The organism is Streptomyces cinnamoneus, assembly GCF_002939475.1.
GTDB classification, from domain to species: Bacteria; Actinomycetota; Actinomycetes; order Streptomycetales; family Streptomycetaceae; genus Streptomyces; species Streptomyces cinnamoneus_A.
Genome location: NZ_PKFQ01000001.1, coordinates 4,281,496 through 4,303,632, shown reverse-complemented (window position 1 = coordinate 4,303,632; position 22,137 = coordinate 4,281,496). Strand labels below are relative to the sequence as shown.

Sequence of the window (22,137 nt, the reverse complement as noted above, 5' to 3'; positions counted from 1 at the left end):
GGTCACTTCGGGTCGCGGTTGAACACCGACTTCGACCACAGGTAGCCGAGGACGGTCAGCGCCAGGCACCAGGCGATCGCGAGCCACCCGTTGTCACCGATCTCGGTGCCGAGCAGCAGGCCGCGCAGGGTTTCGATGGCGGGGGTGAACGGCTGGTACTCGGCGACGGGCTGGAACCAGCCCGGCATCGCGTCGACCGGGACGAAGGCGCTGGAGATGAGCGGGAGGAAGATCAGCGGCATCGCGTTGTTGCTGGCGGCCTCGGCGTTCGGGCTGACCATGCCCATCCCGACCGCGATCCAGGTGAGCGCCAGGGCGAACATCGTGAGCAGCCCGAACGCCGCGATCCACTCCAGGACGGTGGCGTCGGTGGACCGGAAGCCGATGGCCACGGCGACGGCGCCGACGACGACCACGCTCATGATCGACTGGAGCACGCTGCCGACGACGTGCCCGACGAGCACCGAAGGGCGGTGGATCGCCATCGTGCGGAAGCGGGCGATGATGCCCTCGGTCATGTCGTTGGAGACGGACACCGCGGTACCGATCGTGGTGCTGCCGATGGTCATCAGCAACAGGCCCGGCACGAGGTAGGCGATGTAGTCGGAGCGGTCGGCTCCGCCGCCGCCGATGCCCGCGCTCATGGTGTCGCCGAAGATGTAGACGAACAGCAACAGCAGCATGACCGGTGTGAGCAGCAGGTTCAGGGTGAGGGACGGGTAGCGCCGGGCGTGCAGCAGGTTGCGGCGCAGCATCGTGGACGAGTCGCGCACGGCAAGGGACAGGGAGCTCATCGGACAGCCTCCTCGGGCTGGTGGGGGACGTCGCCGCCGGCGGTCAGGGCGAAGAACACGTCGTCGAGGTCGGGGGTGTGCACGGTGAGTTCCTCGGCCTCGATGCCGGCGGCGTCCAGCCAGTCGAGGAGGGAGCGCAGCTCGCGCGGGCTGCCGCCGGAGGGGATCTGCAGCATGAGGGACTCGTCGAGGGGGGTGTCCCCTGCCCGGGCGGAGCCGGGGCCTTGGAGGAGGGTGGCCTCGCGCAGGGCGGAGGCGGCACCCTGGTACGCGGCCGGGTCGGTGAAGCGGAGCCGGACGTGTCCGCCGGGGACGAGCCGCTTGAGCTCCTCGGCGGTGCCTTCGGCGGCGATCTTCCCGTCGTCGAGCACGGCGATGCGGTCGGCGAGTTCGTCGGCCTCGTCGAGGTACTGGGTGGTGAGGAAGACGGTGACGCCGTCGGCGACCAACTGGCGGACGATCTGCCACATGTGGTGACGGGAGCGCGGGTCGAGGCCCGTCGTCGGCTCGTCGAGGAAGATGATCCGCGGGCCTCCGACCAGGGTCATGGCGATGTCCAGGCGGCGCTTCATGCCGCCGGAGTAGGTGGACGCGGGCTTCTTCGCGGCCTCGGTGAGGCCGAAGCGCTCCAGCAGCTCGGCGGCGGTGCGCCGGCCCTCGCGGCGCGGGAGGTGGTGCAGGTCCGCCATGAGGAGCATGTTCTCCTCGCCGGTGATCAGCCCGTCGACGGCGGAGAACTGCCCGGTGACACCGATGGCGGCGCGGACCGCCTGCGGGTCGGCGGCCAGGTCGTGGCCACCGACGCGGATCGCGCCGGCGTCGGCCCTGATCAGCGTGGAGAGGATCTTGACGGCGGTGGTCTTGCCGGCGCCGTTCGGGCCGAGCAGGGAGAAGACCGTGCCCTCCGGGACGGCCAGGTCGACGCCGTCGAGCACGACCTTGTCGCCGTAGGACTTGCGCAGCCCGTTCGCCGCGATGGCCAGGTTGGTCATGAGAGGTGCTCCCTTTACCGGTCGTTGCAGGCTGCGGGTCTTTACAGGCTGCGGGCGGTGATGTCGCCGTAGGAGGTGGTGGCGCGTATGTCGAGTTCGGCGTTGCCGTCGCTCTTGAGGGCGTTGCCGATGCGGCCGTAGCTGGTGCCGGCGTCCAGGGAGGCGGAGACTCCGCGGGCGGCGCCGACCGAGATGTCGCCGGCCTGGGTGCGGAGCACGACCGCGCCGCGCACGGCCTCGGCGATCCGGATGTCGCCCTTCTGGGTGCTGATCTCCGCGGGGCCGTTGAGGCGGCCGACCGAGACGTCACCGGCGTGGGCGGTGAGGCGGACGCTCTCGGCCTCGTCGACCTTGATCGCGCCGTGCGCGCCGTCGAAGACCACGTCGCCGAGGCGTCCGACGGCCCGGAACTCGGCGGCGGCCGCCGTCACGTCGACGCGGGAGCCGGCGGGCAGCTGGACCGTCACCTCGATGGACCCGGAGGAGCCGAAGTACTGGTTCTTCGCCGCCTGGACCGCGATCCGCAGGACGCCGTCGCCGTATTCGACCGTGGTCTGCTCCGCCGCCTTCACGTCGCGGCCCTTCGAGGCGTCCACGGGCAGGACCTCGACCGTGGTGTCGGCCCGGTCGGCGGCAATGAACTGGACGCGCCCGGCGGGGACGTCGAGGACGGCGGCGATCGGGGCGGGGGTGGTGAACTTCTGCACGGTGCTCTCCTTGAGCTCGTCGTTTCCGATGAGGGAAAAGCTACGTTGCATTCGCGAGTGCGGCAACAACTTCGTTGCATCCCGCCTACATATATGCAGGTCACAGCCCCTATTTCGTTGCAACGTTCTGGAAACTAACGCAACAACCACCCTCCCTTTCGTTGCAATGGATGAAAGTGAACGCTATGCTGGGGGCCGTCAAGGAAGCGCACAAGGGAGATCGTGATGCCGGGAGGCAGGCTCACTCAGCGGGAACGCCAGCAGATCGCGCTGGGCCTGGCCGACGAACTCGCCTACGCGGAGATCGCCAGACGTCTCGACCGCCCCACCTCGACCATCACGCGCGAGGTGATGCGCAACGGCGGCCCCACCGCCTACCGCGCCGACCTGGCCCACCGCGCCACCGAACGCCGCACCCACCGGCGCAGGCAGGCCGCGCCCCAAGGGCCGCAGGCGCCCGCGCAGGCCCACGGACGCGACGCCGAGGCCCTGCACGAGTACGAGGAGACGTTCACCACCCTCCTCATACAAACGGGCCTGCCCAAGATGACGGCGCGGGTGCTGACCTGCCTCTACACCACCGACGCGGGCAGTCTCACCGCGTCCGAACTCGTCCAGCGCCTCCAGGTCAGCCCCGCGTCCGTCTCCAAAGCGATCGCGCTCCTGGAAAGCCAGGGCCTCGTCCGCCGGGAACGCGACGACCGCCGCCGCGAGCGCTACGTCGTCGACAACGACGTCTGGTACCAGGGGATGATCGCCGCCGCCCGGTCCCACGCCCAGCTCGCCGAGATCGCACGGCAGGGCGTCAGCGTCCTCGGCCGCGACACCCCCGCCGCCGTCCGCCTCGAGAACATCGCCCGCTTCGTCGACTTCGTCGGCGAGAGAATGGCCCACGCCGCGGAGCAGGCCCGCGACATCCTCTACACGAAGGCGGAAACGACCCCGGCCGGCGCTGCCGAGCCAGGTACGGATCAGTCAGGTCACGGGGGGTAGACAGCCGTCTCGACTGCCGATGAACGCCAGCCCTCCTTCACCGGTCGCATCCGCACGCATGCGACCGGTGGGCGGTCGGTGTCCCGGGCGCCGGGCGGGCGCGGGAACGGCTTGACCCTGCCCGGCGCCGGGCGTTGACTGATAGAAGAATCAATAAAAACGTTTTGCCACTTCAGAGAGGTTCCCGCCCTCAGGGGCGAGGTGAAGCGTCGTGACGGCCATGAACAACTCACGCCGCCTCCGGACGGCCGTGATCTCAGGCGCTGCCTGCACCGCCCTCCTGGCCGGCGGTGCGGCACCCGCGCTCGCCTCGGTAGAGGCTTCGCACGTCAACGGAGTAGCCGCTGTCGCGCACGACCCTCAGTCGAAGAGGGAGTTCATCACCATCCACGCGAACGCGAAGAGCGTGCGGCATGGCGGGACGGTGCGGCTCAGCGGCAAGGTCTTCCACATCAGGGACGGCAGCAGGCTCACTGTCGAGCACAGGAAGGGCAACAGGTGGGTCTCGCTGGAGACCACCACCGTCAAGCACGGTTCCTACAGCGTCAAGGTCAAGCTCAACCACAAGGGCACGGAACATCTGCGGGTGGTTCACGGCAAGACGCACTCTGCCGTGGTCACGGTGAAGGTGACCTGATCCCCCACTGATTCCGCCGCACGACTACGGCGCTCCGGCCGCCCGCCGGGGCGCCTCGTGATGCGCCGCCGGGGCGGTCTTGGCCTTGATGTCGCGCTTGAGGTCGCGGAGGAGGCCGGCGAAGGCCGCAGGGGAGGCAGTGAGGATGAAGTCGGGATCGTCGCTCTCGCGGACGCGTATCAGGCCGCCGGGATGCGGGGCGACTTCCACGCAGTCGCCGTCTTGCCCGACGCTGTACGAGGACTTACGCCATACAAGCTGGGGCATCTCGCCACCTATCTCAATTCGTAGAGCACATGTTGAATCAAGCTCAAGGAGTCTTCGGCTTCCTGGCTCTCAGGGGCGGTCTCCGGAAACTTATTACTACGGTCGACGCGACTCGCCAGGACGCTGGCGCGCGGAAGTGCACTCGCACCGTAGGTAGTTGGCGCGGGCAACGCCACCGCGAGCGGCCCCCCACCTCCCCAGGAGACGCCCCATGACAACTAGCCCGGCCAGCGACTGCTCCCTCGTCTTCCCACCCCACCCCGCATGGGTCCGCATCGTTCGCGAAGTGGTGCGTGCGCTGCTCGCCGCGGCCAAGCGCACCGATCTGACCGACACCGCCGTCGTCCTGTCCTCGGAAGCTGTCACCAACGCCGTCAACGCCTGCCGGGCCGGGGGCTGCGACACCCCCGTCACCGTCCTCGCCGAGTGGACGAGCCTCGATCAACTCCTCGTGCTCGTCCACGACAACGCACCCGGCGTGCCGGAGAGCCGTCGGCGCAGCGCCTCGGGCGAGGACGAGTCGGGGCGTGGCCTGACGCTGATCGAGGGCAGCGCGGACGCCTGGGGGTTCTGCGCACAGGGCGGCGGGGCCGGGAAGGCGATGTGGTTCACGCTGGGCGCGCCGGCACCCAAGGCCGAGCCGGCTTGGGCGCGTGACACGTGCGGCGAGTGCGCCCGACTCGGCGCCGCCCAGCGCCGGGCCGTGGACAGCGGCAGCAAGCAACGTGCCGTAGCAGCGACCGTCGCGATGCGGCGGCACGTCCACGACGCCCACCCCCGATGACCCGGCACCGGCAACGCCCCACAGCTCAGCGATCCGCGCTCCTCGGCCGTGAACCTCTCGTACGCACCACTGTCCGTGCTGCCCATGGAAGTCCCTGGGGTGATTCAGCGGCCACCCGGCTCCTCCCCCAGCCGGGTGCGCCCTCCGCCGGACGGCGGAGGCGGTCTGCCGGCGCGGCCGAAGCGGGGCCGGTACGTCCGCGGCCAGCATGTACGTCATGACCACCGCGACCGCCCCCGTCAGCGTCCCCGCTCCCCTCTGGGCCCGTCGGGCCGCCCACGCCATCGCCCTGTGCGCCCTCCCGTCCGGGCTGTGGCGCGTCGCCATGGCGTCCGGCGTCTACGTCGGTTACAGCGAGCAGGTCCTTCGGGACGTCTTCGCCATCCCGGGCTGGGGCATCGCCTACGTCGTCGGTCTCTCCGTCCTCTCCGAAGCGGCCGCCCTCTTTCCGCTGCTCCTCGTCAGCGACCGGTGGCGGCCGCTGCGCCCCCGGACCCTCGCCCGGCTGGCCTGGACGGCCTCGGCCGTCCTCGTCCTGGCCGCCCTGTGGCAAGTCGTGGTCGCCTTCACCGTCGAGAGCCGGACGTACATGACGAGCGGTACGGCACACACCGTCTGGGCCTTCGTCTTCGCCCCGCTGTTCGCCATCCCGGCCCTGATGACCGCGGTGACCTGGTCGTACGCGAAGCGGCAGCGGGCACACGGCCGGGCGGTGTCCGAACGGTGCCTCACCTCGCCCGTACGGTGAAATGAGTATCCGCACCCGCCCCTCCTGAGTACCCGGGACGAGGCCGGGCGGCCCGTGCGCGGGATTCACTGAGGGCATGAACAGCCACGGGACACTGACCGACGACGAGCTGCGGCGGGCGTGGGCCTCCGCCAACGCCGCGGACGCCGCCGACGCCACGGAGAACGCACCCGGGGACGGGCCCCTCGGACCCGCCGACCGTGACCGGCACCCCTGGCTCGCGCCCGGCTGGGCCACGGGGCTGGCCCTGCTGCTCGTGCCCGTGGCCGTGCTCTTCGGCGGGCTCTCCCCGATGGCCACGGACAGTTGCGGACCCGACCACTGCTCCCGGGCGCTCAACCAGGCCCTCGCCGGCATCGTCTGGTGCCTGTACGCGACGTTCACCGCCACGCCCCTGATGCTCCTGGTCTCCTGGGCCCTGCCGCCGCGCATGCGATACGCCGCCGCCCGCAGGCTCGCGGCGTGGTGCGCCCTGCTCCCGCCACTGGCCGTGATCCTCATGGTGTTCGACCTGCCTCAGGGGTGACGCGCCCCGCTCACAGCGGTGCGAGCGTCATGAGGACCTCGTCGCGCGTGTCGTCGGGGGTGAAGCGCAGCGCGGACGGCCAGCGACCGGTCTCGCGCCAGCCGAGCCGTTCGTAGAACGCTTCCAGGCCCTCGCCGCCGCGGGCCGCCAGGCGCAGCTGTTCCAGGCCCAGTTCGTCGCGCGCGACGTCCCGCGCCCTGCGGACGAGCGCGGAGCCGATGCCGCGGCCGCGGAAGTCCGGGTGGGTCTGGAGGTGGTGGAGCGTGCCCCAGTGGGCGACCAGCCGGTCGGGGTCGCGGCTGAGGAAGACCCAGCCCGCGAGGGCGTCGCCGACCCGCGCGAGGACGAGGCGGCTGTTCCGGGCGTCGAGGCGGCCGGCGAGCTTCTCCACCGCCGGCGCCACCTCGCCGTGGCCGACGGGCGGGAACGGGAACCCGGCGGCACCGCCCGCATTGGTGACCTCGGTCCAGCAGTCGGTCAGTTGCCGGCGGAGTTCCGGCGTGACGTCGTCGCCGTCGGCTATCTGCACGAGATCGAACCGGTGGGGTTCGGGGGCCTTGCGGGCGATCAGGAAGGCCTGCTCGACCTTCTCCACGCCGTCCTCCGGCTCGCGCACCATCCGTGCCGTCACGTCCAGTCCCGCCTCCCCGAGCAGCTCCGCGATGCGGTCCGGCCGCCGCCGGTGGAAGTCGAGCGACACGTCGTGGCCGAAGGGCCCCTCCAGGTGCAGAGGCTCGTCGCCGACCTGGAAGGCGATCAGCGCGTGGCCGCCGGGTGCCAGCACCCGGTGGAGTTCGGCGAAGAGGTCCGGCAGCCGCTCCTGCGGCGTGTGGATGATCGAGTACCAGGCAAGCGCGCCGGCAAGCGCGCCGTCCGGGAGGTCCAGGGCGAGCATCGACCCCACGTCGAACCGCAGGCCGGGACGGTCCCGGCGGGCCAGCTCGATCATCCGTGGGGACAGGTCGATCCCGCGCACGGACAGCCCCAGGGCGTGCAGGTGCGCGGTCACACGGCCCTCGCCGCATCCCAGATCGGCCACCGGTCCGCCGCCCCCACCCCGGACGAGGTCCGCGAAGCCCGCGAGCATCGCCCGTTCCAGCGGCTTGGCCGCCAACTGGTCGCGGTAGCGGTCCGCGTAGTCGACGGCCACGGCGTCGTAGAACGTGCGGACGGTGGTCAGGAAGTCCGGTTCGGTCATGGACCGGCAGCTTAGGGGCCCACCAGGGTGGGCCCTCTTCCGGTGCGGCGCCCCCGGCCCTCCCCCGACGCGCCTCCCCTCGCCTCTCCAGGGCCGTGACGATCCGTCCCTTTGCCCGTCCCCAGCCAACGGGTCCTCACTCCAGCGCGGCCGCCACCGCGGCCTCCGCGTGCAGGCGCGCGGTGGGGAAGACGGGCACCGGGCTGTCGGCCGGGCCGACGAGCAGCTCGATCTCCGTGCAGCCCAGGATGACGCCCTCCGCGCCGTCGGCGACGAGGTCTTCGATGACCTTCCGGTACGCGGCGCGCGAGGCGTCCTGGACCACGCCCAGGCACAGCTCCTCGTAGATCACCCGGTGGACCAGCGCGCGCCCCTCGGCGTCCGGCACGAGGACGTCGAGCCCGCCGGCCTCCAGGCGGCCCCGGTAGAAGTCCTGTTCCATCGTGAACGCCGTGCCCAGCAGGCCGACCCGGCGCAGGCCCGCCGCCCTTACGGCCTCGGCGGTGGCGTCGGCCAGGTGCAGGAGCGGGATCGACACGGCCGCCTCCACGCCGTCGGCGACCTTGTGCATGGTGTTGGTGCAGATCAGCACCATGTCGGCGCCGGCCGCGGCCAGGGACCGGGCCGCCGCCGCCAGCGTCTCGCCGGCCTCCGCCCAGCGGCCCTCCGTCTGCAACCGCTCGATGTCCGCGAAGTCCACCGAGTACAGCACGCACCGGGCCGAGTGGAGCCCGCCGAGCCGGTCGCGTGTCAGCTCGTTGAGGAGCCGGTAGTACTCCGCCGTCGACTCCCAGCTCATCCCGCCGATCAGGCCGATCGTCTTCATCGCGCACCACGCTCCTCACCCACGGACCATAAGGCGATCAGCATGGCAGAGATGGAGACATAAGGATCACTTTGAGCCGGGAAAAGACGACGGGCCGGCGGATGTCCGCCGGCCCGTCAGATCCGCAGCGACCGCTTACGCGATGCGGTCCAGCACGATCGGGTTCGGCGTGAACGCCGTGCCCGCCGCCGCGATCTCCACGCCGCCCTCCAGGGCCTTCAGCGCGTAGTCGAACTTCTCCGGCGTGTCCGTGTGCAGCGTCATCAGCGGCTGACCGGCGACCACCGTGTCGCCCGGCTTGGCGTGCATCTCGATGCCCGCGCCGGCCTGCACCGGGTCCTCCTTGCGGGCGCGGCCCGCGCCCAGGCGCCAGGCGGAGACGCCGACGGCGTAGGCGTCGAGCTTGCTGAGGACACCGGACTCGGCGGCCGTCACCACGTGCTGCTCGCGGGCCACCGGCAGGGTCGCGTCCGGGTCACCGCCCTGGGCGATGATCATGCGGCGCCAGTGGTCCATGGCCGAGCCGTCCGCCAGGGCCTTGGCCGGGTCGGCGTCCTTGATGCCGGCCGCGTCGAGCATCTCGCGGGCCAGGGCGATGGTGAGCTCGACGACGTCCGCCGGGCCGCCGCCCGCCAGGACCTCCACCGACTCGCGGACCTCAAGGGCGTTGCCCGCGGTGAGGCCGAGGGGGGTGGACATGTCGGTGAGCAGGGCCACGGTCTTGACGCCGTGGTCGGTGCCCAGGCCCACCATCGTCGACGCCAGCTCGCGCGCGTCCTCGATGTTCTTCATGAAGGCGCCGGAGCCGACCTTGACGTCGAGCACGAGCGAGCCCGTACCCTCCGCGATCTTCTTCGACATGATGGAGCTGGCGATCAGCGGGATCGCCTCCACGGTGCCGGTCACGTCGCGCAGCGCGTAGAGCTTCTTGTCCGCCGGGGCCAGGCCGTCGCCCGCCGCGCAGATGACGGAGCCGACGTCACGCAGGACCTGCATCATCTCGTCGTTCGACAGCAGGGCGCGCCAGCCGGGGATGGACTCCAGCTTGTCGAGGGTGCCGCCCGTGTGGCCGAGGCCGCGGCCGGACAGCTGCGGCACGGCCGCGCCGCACGCGGCGACGAGCGGGGCCAGCGGCAGGGTGATCTTGTCGCCGACGCCGCCCGTGGAGTGCTTGTCCGCGGTCGGGACGGGGAGGGACGAGAAGTCCATGCGCTCGCCGGACTTGATCATCGCGGCGGTCCAGCGGGCGATCTCCGCACGGTCCATGCCGTTGAGCAGGATGGCCATGGCGAGCGAGGACATCTGCTCGTCGGCGACCTCGCCGCGCGTGTACGCGTCGATCATCCAGTCGATCTGCTCGTCGGTCAGACGGCCGCGGTCGCGCTTGGTGCGGATAACGGAAATGGCGTCCATCAGCACATTTTCCTTAGGTTCGTAGTCCTCAGGTCTTCCCGGGGCCGGAAAGTGACCCGGACGGGCTGAAACATCAGCCCGTCCGGCGCTTAGGGACATCTTCAACGATTCAGGTCAGCGGGCCCAAACGCGTCGGGCAGCAGCTCCGACAGCGGGCGGACACCCTTCGTGGTGTCCACCGCCAGCTCCGGGCCGCCGTGCTCCCACAGCAGCTGACGGCAGCGGCCGCACGGCATCAGGATGTTGCCGTGGCGGTCGCAGCAGGTGAAGTGCGTCAGACGGCCGCCGCCCGTGGCGATCAGCTCGGAGACCATGCCGCACTCGGCGCAGAGGGCGACGCCGTAGGCGGCGTTCTCCACGTTGCAGCCGGTGACGACGCGGCCGTCGTCCACCAGGGCCGCCGAGCCGACGGGGAAGCGGGAGTACGGGGCGTAGGCCCGGGACATGGCGTCCCGGGCCCGCGCACGCAGGCTCTCCCAGTCCGGGGAGTCGGTCACTTGCCCTGACCCTTCCGGTACGGCTTGCCGTCGGCCTTGGGCATCCGCAGGCGTTGTGCGGACAGCGACAGGACCAGCAGCGTCGCGACGTACGGCGTGGCGTCGACGAACTCCAGCGGCACGGTCTTGGTCAGCGCGTACCAGAGGACGAGCAGCGCCGCCACGACGCCGCTGATGACCGCCGGCTTCTTCTTGCCGGCCTTGAGGCGCCACAGGGCCAGGCCCGCCAGCAGCACCGCGACGAGCAGCAGCAGCGCGTGGACGGTCGGACCGCCGGCGCGCAGCTGGAGGCTGTCCATGAAGCCGAACAGGCCCGCGCCCATCGCGACGCCGCCCGGACGCCAGTTGCCGAAGATCATCGTGGCGAGACCGATGTAGCCGCGGCCACCGGTCTGGCCGTCGGAGTACATGTGCGTGCCGATGGCGAGGAACGCGCCGCCGAGGCCCGCGAGGCCGCCGGAGACGACCACGGCCCAGTACTTGTACTTGTAGACGTTGACGCCGAGGGACTCGGCGGCCACCGGGCTCTCGCCGCAGGAGCGCAGGCGCAGACCGAAGGCGGAGCGCCACAGCACGAAGAACGTGACCACGAACAGCAGCGCCGCGACGATCGTCAGCCAGGAGACGTCGGTGACGAGGCCGTCGAGGATGCCGGCCGCGTCGGAGACCAGGAACCAGTGGTGCTTCTCGATCGAGTTCAGCCAGTCGGACAGGCCGGGGATCGAGAAGGTGCCCATGTTGTCCATGACGGGCGACTGCTTGTCGTTGCCGCCCGCCTGCTGGGCCGCGCTGCCCTCGGCGCCGAACCACATCTTGGCCAGGTACTGGGTGACACCCAGCGCCAGGATGTTGATGGCCACACCGGAGATGATGTGGTCCACGTTGAAGGTGACGGTGGCGACGGCGTGGATGAGACCACCGAGGGCACCGCCGACGACGCCGGCGGCCGCGGCGGCCCACGGGCCGTGCTGCCAGCCGATCCAGCCGGCGGAGAAGGTGCCGAGCATCATCATGCCTTCGAGGCCGATGTTGACGACACCGGCCCGCTCGGCCCACAGGCCGCCCAGGCCCGCGAGGCCGATGGGCACGGCCGCGCCGAGCGCGCCGCTCCACTGGCCGGAGGAGGTCAGGTCGCCCGCGTCGGTGATGACCCGGACGGCCGACAGCAGCACCAGGGCGCCGGCGATCATGAGCAGGACGACGGGGTAGGAGAGCTTCCGGCCCTTGTCCTGCTTGTTCTTTCCGCTCAGCCGCTCGGCGAGCGAGGAGGTGAAGGTCGTACTCATGCGGAGGCCTCCGCCTTGTCGCTCTTACGGGCCTGGGCGGCGAGCTCCTCGCCGACCTTGCGCTGCTGGACCTTGAGTCCGTACCGGCGCACGATCTCGTAGGCGATGACGACGCACAGGACGATGACGCCCTGGATCACGCCGACGATCTCCTGGGCGTAGCCCTCGAACTCCAGCTGGGTGCCGGTGCGCTCCAGGAAGCCCCAGAGCAGGGCCGCGAGGGCCATGCCGACGGGGTTGTTGCGGCCGAGCAGCGCGATGGCGATACCCGTGAAGCCGATGCCGGTGGGGAAGTCGGTGCCGTAGTTGTACGAGACGCCGAGCAGGGTCGGCATGCCGACGAGGCCGGCCATGGCGCCGGAGAGCAGCATGGCGGTGATCACCATGCGCTTGACGCTCACGCCGCTGGCCTGCGCGGCCGACTCGGACCGGCCGACGGTGCGCAGGTCGAAGCCGAAGCGCGTGCGGTTCAGGGCGAACCAGTAGGCGGCACCCGCGAGGGCCGCGATCACGACGAAGCCGTAGACGGGCTTGGGCGTGGTCGGGATCTCGAAGAAGTGCGCGGAGTCGGGCAGGTAGGGCGTGTGGATCAGGTTGCCCTCCTTCTCCGCGAGCCGGCCGTCCTGGAGGAAGTAGCCGATGACCGAGGCGCCGATGGCGTTCAGCATGATCGTGCTGATGACCTCGTTGACGTTGCGGGTCACCTTCAGCAGGCCGGCGATGCCGGCCCAGACGGCGCCGACCGCCATCGCCACGATGATGATCACCGGGATCTGGATGAAGCCCGGCAGCGTCAGCGCGCCGCCGACGACCGCGGCGAAGAAGGCCGCGATGCGGTACTGGCCGTCGACGCCGATGTTGAACAGGTTCATCCGGAAGCCGATGGCCACCGCCAGCGCCGACAGGTAGTACGGCGTCGCCTTGTTGATGATCCAGACCTGGCTGTCGGCCTTCGAGCCGAAGTCGATCATGACCTCGTAGGCGTGGAACGGGTCCCCGCCGGTCGAGGCGATGATGACCGAGGTGATCACCAGGGCGGCCACGATCGCCAGGAGCGGGGCGGCCAGAGCCAGGATCAGCTTGTTCTTGTCGAACTTCTTCACTTCGCGTCACCGCCTTCCGGCTTCTCGGTCGTGTCGTCGCCGGCCTCGGGGGCCTCGGCGTCCTTGGGGGCCTCGGCGTCCACCGGGGCGTCGGGGGTCTCCCCCGGCTCCTCGGCGGTCTGCGTGGCCTCGCCGTCCTCGGTGTGCTCGAGGTGGCCGGTCGCGGCACCGGTCATGGCCGAGCCCAACTCCTCCGGGGTGATCGTGGCGGGGTCGGCGTCGGCGACCAGGCGGCCGCGGAACATCACCCGCAGGGTGTCGGAGAGCCCGATCAGCTCGTCCAGGTCGGCGGAGATCAGCAGCACCGCCAGGCCCTCTCGGCGCGCCTCGCGGATCTGGTCCCAGATCTGCGCCTGGGCGCCGACGTCCACGCCCCGGGTGGGGTGCGCGGCGATGAGGAGCTTGGGCTCGTGGCTCATCTCGCGGCCGACGATCAGCTTCTGCTGGTTGCCGCCGGAGAGCGAAGCCGCGGTGACCTCGATGCCGGGCGTGCGGACGTCGTACTCGCGCACGATCCGCTCGGTGTCCTCACGGGCGGCCTTGATGTCGAGGAGCCCGCCCTTGCTGTTGGGCTTCTCGGTCACGTGGCCGAGGATGCGGTTCTCCCACAGCGGCGCCTCAAGGAGCAGGCCGTGGCGGTGCCGGTCCTCGGGGATGTACCCGATGCCGCCCTCGCGGCGCTTGCGCGTCGGGGCGGTGGTGATGTCGGCGCCGTCCAGGGTGACGGTGCCGCCGTCCGGCGTACGCATGCCCATGATGGCCTCGACCAGCTCGGCCTGGCCGTTGCCCTCCACGCCCGCGAGGCCGAGGACCTCGCCCTTGTGGATGGTGAAGGTGATGCCGTCGAGCACGGCACGGACGACGCCGTCGGAGTCGGTGGCCGACAGGTGCAGGCCGTCGACGGTGAGCATCGGCGTGTCGGTGACCGTGGACTCGCGGGTCTCGGGCGAGGGCAGCTCCTCGCCGACCATCAGCTCGGCCAGCTGCTTGGGCGTGGTCTCGCTGGGGACCGCGGTGCCGACGGTGGTGCCGCGGCGGATGACGGTGATGTCGTCGGCGACGGAGAGGACCTCACCCAGCTTGTGGGAGATGAAGATGACCGTCAGGCCCTCGGACTTCAGCTCGCGCAGGTTGTCGAAGAGCGCGTCGACCTCCTGCGGCACCAGGACGGCGGTCGGCTCGTCGAGGATCAGCGTGCGGGCGCCGCGGTAGAGGACCTTGAGGATCTCCACGCGCTGGCGGTCGGCGACGCCGAGGTCCTCGACGAGGACGTCGGGGCGCACGCCGAGGCCGTAGGCGTCGGAGATCTCCTTGATCTTCTTACGGGCCTTGTTGCCGATGCCGTGGAGCTTCTCGGCGCCGAGGACGACGTTCTCAAGGACCGTGAGGTTGTCGGCGAGCATGAAGTGCTGGTGCACCATGCCGATGCCGCGCCCGATGGCGTCGGCGGGCGTGTGCAGGGTGACCTGCTCGCCGTCCAGGGTGATGGTGCCCTCGTCCGGCTTCTGCATGCCGTAGAGGATCTTCATCAGGGTGGACTTGCCGGCGCCGTTCTCGCCGCACAGGGCGTGGACGGTGCCGCGGCGGACCGTCAGGTGGATGTCGTGGTTGGCCACGACTCCGGGGAACCGCTTCGTGATGCCCGCGAGTTCCACCGCTGGGGCGGTACTGCTGGACTCTTTGGTGGACGCTTTGATGGCGCACTCTCCTCGGGGAAGGGAGCGGGGAAGCCGGGTCGGCCGTGCGGGGGTCGGCGGATCCGGCTGGGCGGGGGCGACGCTACACGCGTCAAAGGGGTGCTACGCGCGTAGCGTTCTGCGCGTATATGCGGGCCCGGCGCCGGGGGCTCACCCCCGACGCCGGGCCCGCCGTCCTTACGGGCCGGTCAGTGCCGGCCTGCGATCACGGAGCGGTGCGGACCTTGACCTGGCCGTCCACGATCTTCTGCTTCGCGGCGTCCAGCTTGTCCTTGATGTCGTCGATCTGACCACCGGAGGTGGCCAGGGAGACGCCGCCGTCCTTCACCAGGTAGGCGTGCGGGCCCGTGAGCGGCTTGCCGTCCTTGACGCTCTTGATGAGGTCGAAGACGGAGACGTCCACGTTCTTGACGACGGAGGTGAGGATGGAGGCCTTGTACTTCTCCAGGCCCGGCTGCTGGTACTGGTCGGAGTCGACGCCGATCGCCCAGGCGCCCTTCTGACCGGCCACGGCCTCGATCGAGCCGTTGCCGGAGAGGCCGGCCGCGGTGTAGATCACGTCGATGCCCGAGTCGAGCATGCCCTTGGCCTTGTCCTTCGCGGCCGCCGGGTCGTTGAAGCCCTTGTCGTTGTTCGGGTACAGGTACTGCGAGGTGACCTCGACGCTCGGGTCGGTGTCCTTCGCGCCCTGCTCGAAGCCGGCCTGGAACTTCTGGATCAGCGCGTTGTTCACGCCGCCGATGAAGCCGACCTTGTGGCTCTTGGACTTCAGGGCGGCGGCCACGCCGGCCAGGTAGGAGCCCTCGTGCTCACCGAAGGTGATGCTGTCCACGTTGTTGCCCGGGACAACCGAGTCGACGACGGCGAAGGTCGTCTTGGGGTAGTCCTTGGCCACCTTCTCGATGGACTTGGCGTAGTTGAAGCCGACGCCGATCACCGGGTTGTAGCCCGCCTCGGCGAGGGAGTTCAGCCGCTGCTCGCGGTCGGCCTCGGTCTCGCCGTTCTTGGCGGTCATCATGCGGCTCTTGACACCGAGCTCCTTCTCCGCCTTGTCCACGCCACGGGCGGCGGACTCGTTGAAGGAGTGGTCGTCACGGCCGCCGACGTCGAACGCCAGGCCGACGCCCTTGTCCTTGCCGCCACCCGACTCGGTGGAGGACTCACCACAGGCGGTGAGAGTGAATGCGAGAGCCGCGGTGCTGATGCCCGCGACAGCGATGGTGGATACCCGGCGCACGAGGGGCCCCTTCACTCGAAGCGCCTCCGTTGGCGCTGGTTCGCGGGAATCGTAACGCGCGTAGATGCAGATAAAAGGGGTGGCTGCAAGCCGTTATCGATTCGTCGTTAACCGGACTTGACCATATTGCCTACATTCGGTTGCCATCCAGCAGGGCGGCGGCGGTGAACAGCTCCACTCCGACCCCGATCGCGTCCTCGTCGACATCGAAATCACCGCAATGCAGGTCACGGCGGGTCGTATCACCCACTGGGCGGACGCCCAGTCGGGCCATCGCGCCCGGCACGTGCTCCAGGTACCAGGAGAAGTCCTCGCCACCCAGGCTCTGCTCGGTGTCCTCCAGGGCGTACCGGCCCCGGCGCGCGGTCATGGCCCGCCGCAGCAGTGCGGTGACCTCCGGGTCGTTGACGACGGGCGGCACCCCCCGCATATAGGTGATCTCGGACTTGGCGCGGTGGAGCGTGGCGATCTCGTCGACCGCGGCGTGCACCAGGTCGGGGGCGTCCCGCCAGGTGTGCACGTCCAGGCAGCGGACCGTGCCGGACAGCTCGGCGTGCTGGGGGATGACGTTGCAGGCGTGACCCGTCTCCAGGCGTCCCCAGGTCAGGGACAGCCCCGAGCGGGCGTCCGCGCGGCGGGCGAGCACGGCCGGGACGTCGGCGGCGACCCGGGCAGCGGCCGTCACCAGGTCGGTGGTCAGGTGGGGGCGGGCGGTGTGGCCGCCGGGGCCGGCCAGGGCGACCTCCACCCGGTCGCAGGCGGAGGTGATGGCGCCGGTGCGCAGGCCGAGCTTGCCGACCTCGACCTTCGGGTCGCAGTGCACCGCGAGGATCCGGCCCACCCCGTCCAGGGCGCCGCACTCGATGGCGTCCAGGGCGCCGCCGGGCAGCACCTCCTCGGCGGGCTGGAAGATCAGCCGGACCGGGTGGGGCAGCAGCCCCTTCTCCGCCAGCTCGGCGAGGACGAGGCCGGCGCCGAGGACGACCGTGGTGTGCACGTCGTGGCCGCAGGCGTGGGCCATCTTGGGGATGGTGGAGCGGTAGGGGACGGTCTTGGTGTCCGGGATGGGCAGCGCGTCGAGGTCCGCGCGCAGCGCGAGCACCGGGCGGCCGCGGCCGGCGGGGTAGGCGGCACCGTCCCGTCCGACGTCACAGATGAGGCCGGTGCCCCCGGTGAGGGTGCGCGGTCTGAGCCCTGCCTTCTCCAGCCTCGCCCGCACCGCCGCGGTGGTGCGGTACTCACGGTTCCCGAGCTCGGGATGCATGTGCAAGTCCCGGCGGAACGCGATGAGTTCGGCGCGCAGCCCCGGAGGGAGCGCGCCGGGCAGTTCTCCGTCTGTGGTTTCGGGGTCGGCTTCGCAGGGCATCAGATGGTTCACCCTGTGAAGAGTAGAGCCCCGAATGGGGCAACTGCCTCTCGATCAAGAAAAGTTCAGCCGCATGGATGGGTCGGGCGGGGGGTATGACCCGTATTTAGGCCCCTGCGGAGCCGTGACGGGCGTGTACGGCAGGTGACGCACATCGCGGGCGGTGCCACTGACTCCGGAGAGGAAGTCCTCGGCGCGTGGCGAGGCGTCCTCGGTGAGCCAGGAGGGGTCGATGTCGCAGACCGCGACGGTCACGCCGGCGCCGGCGAGCGCGAGCGGCAGGGTGTGGACGACCGTGGACGGGAAGCTCAGGACCGTCCGCCCGACGGGGCCCCGCCGGGCGACGAGTTCGAGCGGCAGCTCGGGTCGTACGACCTCCAGGCCCAGCTCGGTGGATATGCGGCGCAGCTTGTCGGTGTGCTCGCGGCGGTGGGCGAAGTAGCGGGTGGCGCCGTGGGCGCGGGCCAGGGCGGCGACGGCGGCCAGATAGCGCTCGGGGTCCACGACCTTGGTCTCGACGAGGTTCGTGCCGACGAGGTCGGTGCCGCGGGTGAGGCGGGGCGGGCCGTAAGTGGCGCGCGTCCAGGCGAAGTCGTTGGGCGTGACGGTCACTCCGGGTGGCGCCTCGACGGGCATCGAGGTGAAGATCTCCACCCTCCGGCGGTTCTTCGGGGTGAGCTTCCGGCGCGCTGAAGCGGACACCGGCGCGAAGAGCAGATCACGCGCCCCCCAGCTCGCGCGCCGGTGCCAGCGCACGAGGCGTTCCCCACGGGCGAGTTGGGAGACGAACTCCATGGTCGCGGTGCCGTCGTCCACCACGATCAGCTCGCGGGCGCGGGTGAGGGTCAGCAGCAGCTGGACGTACCGCGAGAACGGGTCGCCGATGACGACGCGCCGCGCCCGGCGCAGCGGCCCGGCCAGCGAACCGATCGTGCTCACCGGCGCCCCGGGTCCGCTTCTGGCCTCCTCCCAGCGCACCCGGTGGCCCTGGTCCCGGGCCAGCTCGCACATGCGGCGCAGCTGGCCGCGCGTCATGGGGTCGTGGGGGGCCAGGACCACGACGAGGAGGTCCCCGGCGAGGGGGGTGAGGTCCCGGGCGGCGGGCTGGCGGGGGACGCCGTCGCGCAGCGGGCGGGGTTCGGCGTCGGGTGGGGGCGCCAGGGCGTTGCCGGCGCCGCGGTACGCCCATTCGAGGACGTTCAGCAGCTGCACCGGGCTCTCGACGAAGGCCAGCGTGCCGGCCGGAGGCGCCTTGGGCCCCCGGCGGCGGGCGGCGGGGGCGTCCGCCGCCGCCGGGGGTGGGCCGGTCACCGGCCCCTCGGCTGGGGTCACCGTCGGCGCCCGCTCAGACCGCGACGGGTTCGCGGTCGGCGGAGGCGGCCACGGTGCCCGCGACGCGGCGCAGCTTGCGCATGGGGCCGAGCTCGCTGTCGTACACCCGCTTCACCCCGTCGCCCAGCGACTCCTCGACGACGCGGATGTCGCGCACGAGCCGCTGCAGGCCGCCCGGTTCGACGGATGCGGCCTGGTCGGAGCCCCACATGGCGCGGTCGAGGGTGATGTGGCGTTCGACGAAGGCGGCGCCGAGGGCGACGGCGGCGAGGGTGGTCTGCAGCCCGGTCTCGTGACCGGAGTAGCCGATGGGGACGTTGGGGTACTCGGCCTGCAGGGTGTTGATCACCCGGAGGTTGAGCTCGGCGGCCTTGGCCGGGTAGGTCGAGGTGGCGTGGCAGAGCACGATGTTCTCGCTGCCGAGCACCTCGACGGCGTGCCTGATCTGCTGGGGCGTCGACATGCCGGTGGACAGGATCACCGTGCGGCCCGTGGCGCGCAGGGCGCGCAGCAGCTCGTCGTCGGTGAGCGAGGCGGAGGCCACCTTGTGGGCGGGCAGGTCGAACTTCTCCAGGAAGGCGACCGACTCGGTGTCCCAGGGCGAGGCGAACCAGGCGATGCCGCGCTTGCGGCAGTGCTCGTCGACGGCCCGGTACTCCTCCTCGCCGAACTCGACGCGGTGCCGGTAGTCGATGTACGTCATCCGGCCCCAGGGCGTTTCCCGTTCGAGGTCCCACTGGTCACGCGGGGTGCAGACCTCGGGGGTGCGCTTCTGGAACTTCACGGCGTCGCAGCCGGCGTCGGCGGCCGCGTCGACGAGGGCGAGGGCCTTGGCGAGGTCGCCGTTGTGGTTGATGCCGATCTCGCCGGTGACGTAGACGGGGTGGCCGGGGCCTACGGGACGGTCGCCGAGGAGACGGGTGCGGGTTCCGCTGCGCGGGGCTGCGTTCATGACGGGGCGGTTCCTTCGGTCATGGGGTGGGGACGGGTCGGGGAGGGGAAGGGGCGGGCGGTGGGGTCAGGCGCTGGGGGCGAGGTGCTCGCCGAGCAGCCACCCGGCGATCTCGCGCACGGCTCCGCGGCCGCCCGGGGTGGCGGTCACGGCGCGGGCCGCGGCGCGGACGGAGCCGTGGGCGTCGGCGACGGCGACGGGCCAGCCGACGAGGTCCAGGCAGGGCAGGTCGTTGACGTCGTTGCCGGCGTAGAGCACCCGCTGGGGGTCGATGCCGTGCTCGTCGCACCACCGTTTGAGCGAGAGGTCCTTGCGCTCGCTGCCGTGGATCACGGGCACGCCGAGCTTGCGGCCGCGGGCGGCGACGACGGGGTTGGTCTCGGTGGAGAGGATCAGCACCGCGAGCCCCGCCCGGCGCAGCGCAGCGACGCCGAGCCCGTCCCCGCGGTGGACGGCGACGAGTTCCCGGCCGTCGGCGTCGATGAGGACGCGGTCGTCGGTCTGGGTGCCGTCGAAGTCGAGCACGACGGCGTCGACGTCCTCGTGGCGGGGCAGCGCGGTGGGGGCGGTGTCGAGCAGGGGGGCGAGCGCGCGGGCGCGGGCGAGGTCGTGCGGGTCGTCGACCTCCAGGACGCGGGCGGCGTCGGTGCGGACGAGCTCGGTGCGGCCGAAGAAGCGGTGGCGGGCGGCGCGGAAGCCGTCGGCGCGCATGGCGTAGGCGGCGCCGGTCTCCAGGAGGTCCTGGGGGCGGTCCTGGCGGCGGGGGCGGGTGGCCTTGTCGTGGTTGACGCCGTGGCCTCCGGAGGACCGCCCGCCCGCCGGCGGGGCGGGGTCCGGGGCGGAGCCCCGCCACACGAAGCCGTGGAAGGGCGCCACCGTCAGCGCGCTGTCCGCCCCGCCCTCCACGACGGCGGAGGCCACGCCGTCCACGTCCTGCGCCGTGAGGAACGGGCTGGTGCACTGCACGAGCAGGACGGCGGCGACCGGGCGCGCCCGCGTCGACTCGTACGCGTCCATGGCGTGCAGCACGGCCGCCTCGCTGCTCGCGGTGTCGCCGGCGAGGGCCGGTGGCCGGTGGACGACGACCGCGCCGGCGCCGCGCGCCACTTCCGCGATGGCCGGGTCGTCGGTGGAGACGACGACGTCGGTGACCAGGCGCGCCTCGCGGCAGGCGCGGACCGCGCGGGCGACGAGCGGCACGCCGCCGACCGGGGCGAGGTTCTTGGCGGGGACGCCCTTGGAGCCGCCGCGGGCGGGGATGACGGCGAGGACTGCACGGGACACGGGATGCTCCTTCGGGGACGCGGTCACAGCTCTCCCAGCCGGCGGATGACGGGCGCCACGCGCTGCACCCCGTGCCGGTAGGCGCTGCGCGCCGCGTCGCGCAGCGCGCCGCGGGTCAGGCGGGCGAGGGCGCTCTCCGGGCGGCCGGGTGCGGCCCGTCCGGGCAGGGGCCGGCCGGTGGGGTCCAGGCCGTGGCGGGCGAGGACGCCGGGGAGGTAGCCGGGTGCGGTCCGCGCGGTGTAGTAGGGGGCGAGCGGGGGCAGGACGGGGCGGGCGGCCAGCTCGGCGACGCGTTCGCGGGCGGTGTCGAAGGCGTGCTCGTACGTCCCGTCCGGCGCGACGCCCTGGCGGGCCGTCCAGGCGGGGTCCGGCACGGGCAGGTGGCCGGCGTCGAGCTGGTCCCAGGAGGCGAGGCAGCCGGAGCCGAGGAAGTGGTGGTTGCCCAGGGGTTCGCGGATGCCGAGGTCGGTGAGGACGGCGGTGGGGACGCCGCGGTGGAGGGCTTCCAGGGCGGCCGTGGAGCTGACGGTGACCAGGAGGTCGGTGCGGTCGAGGACCTCGCCCATGTGACCGTAGACGGGACGGCAGTTGGGCGGCAGGCCGCCGGGGAGCCGGACGGCGAGCTTCTGGTACGGGAGTTCCTCGATGTGTGTGGTGTGCTCGCCGGGCTTGCTGCGCAGCTTGATGAGCACCTCGCGGTCCGGGTGCCGCCGGGCGTGCCGGGCGGCGCGCTCCAGCAGGTACATCCGGTCCTCCTTGCGGTCGGGCACGGAGGGCTGGGCGGCGAAGGCCAGGGTGTACGGGCGTCCCGGCGGGCGGCCGGCGTAGCGGGCGCCGCCCAGGAACGGCAGCGCGCACTCGGTGACGCCGTCCGCCGGGGCGCCCGCGCCCTCGTACACCGCGCGGAAACGCTCCGCGTCGTGGCGGGAGTTGGCGAGGACGAGGTCGGCGCCGTGCCGCAGCAGCAGGCCGTCGGCGAGCTTCTCGTAGACGACGCCCACGTAGCCGGTGACGACGACCGGACGGCGGGGCCGGCCGCGCCAGGTGGCGGCCAGCCCGTGCAGCATCGCCTGCACGGCTCCCCCGACGCAGGCCAGGACCACCACGTCGTAGCGGTCCCGGTCCACCGCGTGGACGAACTCGGTGCCGGTGACCTCGCGCAGCGCGTCGGGGCGGACGCCGACCTCGGCGAGCTGGCGGACGGTCGGGGTGGCGCGGCCCCGCAGCAGGAAGCCGTCGAGCCGGCCGCCCGGCGCGATCCGGTGAGCGGTGAGCGCCCCCCATTTCCACCGGGTGTCGGAGTCCGCGAGCACGGCGGTGCGCGGCGGGGGCGACGAGCGTTCGGCAGCACGTGATGGCACGTCGCCGACGATAGAAATGCATTCCGTTTCGTTGCCCAACGGCACTTCAACAGCCGGTAAACAGCACACCGACGATCGGGGACGCGGATGGCGGGGCCGGGCGGTTCATCGTTCCGCCGCGCTTCGTTCACCCACCC

22 protein-coding genes are annotated in these 22,137 nt (G+C 71.6%); 5 read left to right on the top strand and 17 right to left on the bottom strand.

The features are described from left to right. Positions 1 to 2: 2 nt before the first annotated feature. From CYQ11_RS18980 to CYQ11_RS18970, 3 genes are read right to left on the bottom strand one after another with little or no spacing between them, the layout of a single operon-like run. Positions 3 to 794: an ABC transporter permease gene (locus CYQ11_RS18980; protein ID WP_099201553.1), complete on the bottom strand. Its 792-nt coding sequence runs from the start codon at positions 792 to 794 to the stop codon at positions 3 to 5. Next, positions 791 to 1,786: an ATP-binding cassette domain-containing protein gene (locus CYQ11_RS18975; protein WP_099201554.1), complete on the bottom strand. Its 996-nt coding sequence runs from the start codon at positions 1,784 to 1,786 to the stop codon at positions 791 to 793. The genes CYQ11_RS18980 and CYQ11_RS18975 overlap by 4 nt, the downstream gene beginning before the upstream one ends. Before the next feature lie 41 nt (positions 1,787 to 1,827). Beyond that, positions 1,828 to 2,493, bottom strand: coding sequence for a DUF4097 family beta strand repeat-containing protein (locus CYQ11_RS18970; protein WP_099201692.1), 666 nt, complete (start codon positions 2,491 to 2,493; stop codon positions 1,828 to 1,830). Between the two features lie 225 nt (positions 2,494 to 2,718). On the opposite strand from CYQ11_RS18970, the gene CYQ11_RS18965 reads away from it, so the two are divergent. Further along, on the top strand, positions 2,719 to 3,486 hold the full coding sequence (locus tag CYQ11_RS18965; protein ID WP_099201555.1) for a MarR family transcriptional regulator: 768 nt from the start codon (positions 2,719 to 2,721) through the stop codon (positions 3,484 to 3,486). A 211-nt stretch (positions 3,487 to 3,697) separates the two neighbouring features. Beyond that, positions 3,698 to 4,123, top strand: coding sequence for a hypothetical protein (locus CYQ11_RS18960; protein WP_099201556.1), 426 nt, complete (start codon positions 3,698 to 3,700; stop codon positions 4,121 to 4,123). Positions 4,124 to 4,147: 24 nt separating this feature from the next. Here the strand turns inward: CYQ11_RS18960 and CYQ11_RS18955 are convergent, their stop codons facing one another. Continuing rightward, positions 4,148 to 4,390, bottom strand: coding sequence for a DUF397 domain-containing protein (locus CYQ11_RS18955; protein WP_099201557.1), 243 nt, complete (start codon positions 4,388 to 4,390; stop codon positions 4,148 to 4,150). 211 nt (positions 4,391 to 4,601) lie between these two features. Between CYQ11_RS18955 and CYQ11_RS18950 the strand changes: the two genes are divergently transcribed. The 3 genes from CYQ11_RS18950 to CYQ11_RS18940 all read left to right on the top strand — a co-directional run bounded on the left by CYQ11_RS18950 (position 4,602) and on the right by CYQ11_RS18940 (position 6,448). Continuing rightward, positions 4,602 to 5,174: an ATP-binding protein gene (locus CYQ11_RS18950; RefSeq protein WP_099201558.1), complete on the top strand. Its 573-nt coding sequence runs from the start codon at positions 4,602 to 4,604 to the stop codon at positions 5,172 to 5,174. Positions 5,175 to 5,382: 208 nt separating this feature from the next. Continuing rightward, a complete protein-coding gene (locus CYQ11_RS18945) occupies positions 5,383 to 5,922 on the top strand; it encodes a hypothetical protein (protein WP_099201559.1) in 540 nt (179 codons plus the stop codon). A gap of 76 nt (positions 5,923 to 5,998) precedes the next feature. Beyond that, on the top strand, positions 5,999 to 6,448 hold the full coding sequence (locus CYQ11_RS18940) for a hypothetical protein (protein WP_099201560.1): 450 nt from the start codon (positions 5,999 to 6,001) through the stop codon (positions 6,446 to 6,448). A 10-nt stretch (positions 6,449 to 6,458) separates the two neighbouring features. On the opposite strand, the gene CYQ11_RS30780 is transcribed toward CYQ11_RS18940, so the two are convergent. The 13 genes from CYQ11_RS30780 to CYQ11_RS18875 form a co-directional block, all read right to left on the bottom strand. Continuing rightward, a complete protein-coding gene (locus tag CYQ11_RS30780; protein ID WP_099201561.1) occupies positions 6,459 to 7,646 on the bottom strand; it encodes a GNAT family N-acetyltransferase in 1,188 nt (395 codons plus the stop codon). A gap of 136 nt (positions 7,647 to 7,782) precedes the next feature. Then, positions 7,783 to 8,472, bottom strand: coding sequence for an aspartate/glutamate racemase family protein (locus CYQ11_RS18930; RefSeq protein WP_099201562.1), 690 nt, complete (start codon positions 8,470 to 8,472; stop codon positions 7,783 to 7,785). Between the two features lie 135 nt (positions 8,473 to 8,607). Beyond that, positions 8,608 to 9,891 carry a thymidine phosphorylase gene (locus tag CYQ11_RS18925; RefSeq protein WP_181143701.1) on the bottom strand — a complete coding sequence of 428 codons (1,284 nt, stop codon included), beginning with the start codon at positions 9,889 to 9,891 and terminating at the stop codon, positions 8,608 to 8,610. Between the two features lie 95 nt (positions 9,892 to 9,986). Further along, positions 9,987 to 10,382: a cytidine deaminase gene (locus tag CYQ11_RS18920; protein ID WP_099197487.1), complete on the bottom strand. Its 396-nt coding sequence runs from the start codon at positions 10,380 to 10,382 to the stop codon at positions 9,987 to 9,989. Continuing rightward, on the bottom strand, positions 10,379 to 11,668 hold the full coding sequence (locus CYQ11_RS18915) for an ABC transporter permease (RefSeq protein WP_099197488.1): 1,290 nt from the start codon (positions 11,666 to 11,668) through the stop codon (positions 10,379 to 10,381). The genes CYQ11_RS18920 and CYQ11_RS18915 overlap by 4 nt, the downstream gene beginning before the upstream one ends. After that, positions 11,665 to 12,771: an ABC transporter permease gene (locus tag CYQ11_RS18910; RefSeq protein ID WP_099201563.1), complete on the bottom strand. Its 1,107-nt coding sequence runs from the start codon at positions 12,769 to 12,771 to the stop codon at positions 11,665 to 11,667. Before CYQ11_RS18910 ends, CYQ11_RS18915 begins: the two co-directional genes overlap by 4 nt. After that, complete coding sequence (locus CYQ11_RS18905; RefSeq protein ID WP_240003592.1) at positions 12,768 to 14,426, bottom strand: ABC transporter ATP-binding protein; 1,659 nt, start codon at positions 14,424 to 14,426, stop codon at positions 12,768 to 12,770. The genes CYQ11_RS18910 and CYQ11_RS18905 overlap by 4 nt, the downstream gene beginning before the upstream one ends. 247 nt (positions 14,427 to 14,673) lie before the next feature. Continuing rightward, positions 14,674 to 15,705 (bottom strand): BMP family lipoprotein, encoded by a 1,032-nt coding sequence (locus CYQ11_RS18900; protein ID WP_099201694.1) that lies wholly within the window; start codon positions 15,703 to 15,705, stop codon positions 14,674 to 14,676. A gap of 130 nt (positions 15,706 to 15,835) precedes the next feature. After that, positions 15,836 to 17,071 (bottom strand): amidohydrolase, encoded by a 1,236-nt coding sequence (locus CYQ11_RS18895; RefSeq protein ID WP_099201564.1) that lies wholly within the window; start codon positions 17,069 to 17,071, stop codon positions 15,836 to 15,838. A gap of 54 nt (positions 17,072 to 17,125) precedes the next feature. Beyond that, the gene (locus tag CYQ11_RS18890; protein WP_398781112.1) at positions 17,126 to 18,382 is read right to left on the bottom strand and encodes a hypothetical protein; all 1,257 of its coding nucleotides are present in this window, start codon (positions 18,380 to 18,382) and stop codon (positions 17,126 to 17,128) included. Between the two features lie 34 nt (positions 18,383 to 18,416). Then, positions 18,417 to 19,355 (bottom strand): N-acetylneuraminate synthase family protein, encoded by a 939-nt coding sequence (locus CYQ11_RS18885; protein WP_099201565.1) that lies wholly within the window; start codon positions 19,353 to 19,355, stop codon positions 18,417 to 18,419. Between the two features lie 66 nt (positions 19,356 to 19,421). Next, positions 19,422 to 20,639, bottom strand: a complete 1,218-nt coding sequence (locus CYQ11_RS18880; protein ID WP_099201566.1) for an acylneuraminate cytidylyltransferase — start codon at positions 20,637 to 20,639, stop codon at positions 19,422 to 19,424. A 23-nt stretch (positions 20,640 to 20,662) separates the two neighbouring features. After that, positions 20,663 to 21,952: a DUF6716 putative glycosyltransferase gene (locus CYQ11_RS18875; RefSeq protein ID WP_099201567.1), complete on the bottom strand. Its 1,290-nt coding sequence runs from the start codon at positions 21,950 to 21,952 to the stop codon at positions 20,663 to 20,665. Positions 21,953 to 22,137: the final 185 nt, after the last annotated feature.

Bases quoted from the DNA above. Each gene is read 5' to 3' on its own strand.
- CYQ11_RS18980 (WP_099201553.1), bottom strand. From the start codon at position 794: ATGAGCTCCCTGTCCCTTGCCGTGCGCGACTCGTCCACGATGCTGCGC.
- CYQ11_RS18975 (WP_099201554.1), bottom strand. From the start codon at position 1,786: ATGACCAACCTGGCCATCGCGGCGAACGGGCTGCGCAAGTCCTACGGC.
- CYQ11_RS18965 (WP_099201555.1), top strand. From the start codon at position 2,719: ATGCCGGGAGGCAGGCTCACTCAGCGGGAACGCCAGCAGATCGCGCTG.
- CYQ11_RS18955 (WP_099201557.1), bottom strand. From the start codon at position 4,390: ATGCCCCAGCTTGTATGGCGTAAGTCCTCGTACAGCGTCGGGCAAGAC.
- CYQ11_RS18950 (WP_099201558.1), top strand. From the start codon at position 4,602: ATGACAACTAGCCCGGCCAGCGACTGCTCCCTCGTCTTCCCACCCCAC.
- CYQ11_RS18945 (WP_099201559.1), top strand. From the start codon at position 5,383: ATGTACGTCATGACCACCGCGACCGCCCCCGTCAGCGTCCCCGCTCCC.
- CYQ11_RS18940 (WP_099201560.1), top strand. From the start codon at position 5,999: ATGAACAGCCACGGGACACTGACCGACGACGAGCTGCGGCGGGCGTGG.
- CYQ11_RS30780 (WP_099201561.1), bottom strand. From the start codon at position 7,646: ATGACCGAACCGGACTTCCTGACCACCGTCCGCACGTTCTACGACGCC.
- CYQ11_RS18930 (WP_099201562.1), bottom strand. From the start codon at position 8,472: ATGAAGACGATCGGCCTGATCGGCGGGATGAGCTGGGAGTCGACGGCG.
- CYQ11_RS18915 (WP_099197488.1), bottom strand. From the start codon at position 11,668: ATGAGTACGACCTTCACCTCCTCGCTCGCCGAGCGGCTGAGCGGAAAG.
- CYQ11_RS18895 (WP_099201564.1), bottom strand. From the start codon at position 17,071: ATGCCCTGCGAAGCCGACCCCGAAACCACAGACGGAGAACTGCCCGGC.
- CYQ11_RS18885 (WP_099201565.1), bottom strand. From the start codon at position 19,355: ATGAACGCAGCCCCGCGCAGCGGAACCCGCACCCGTCTCCTCGGCGAC.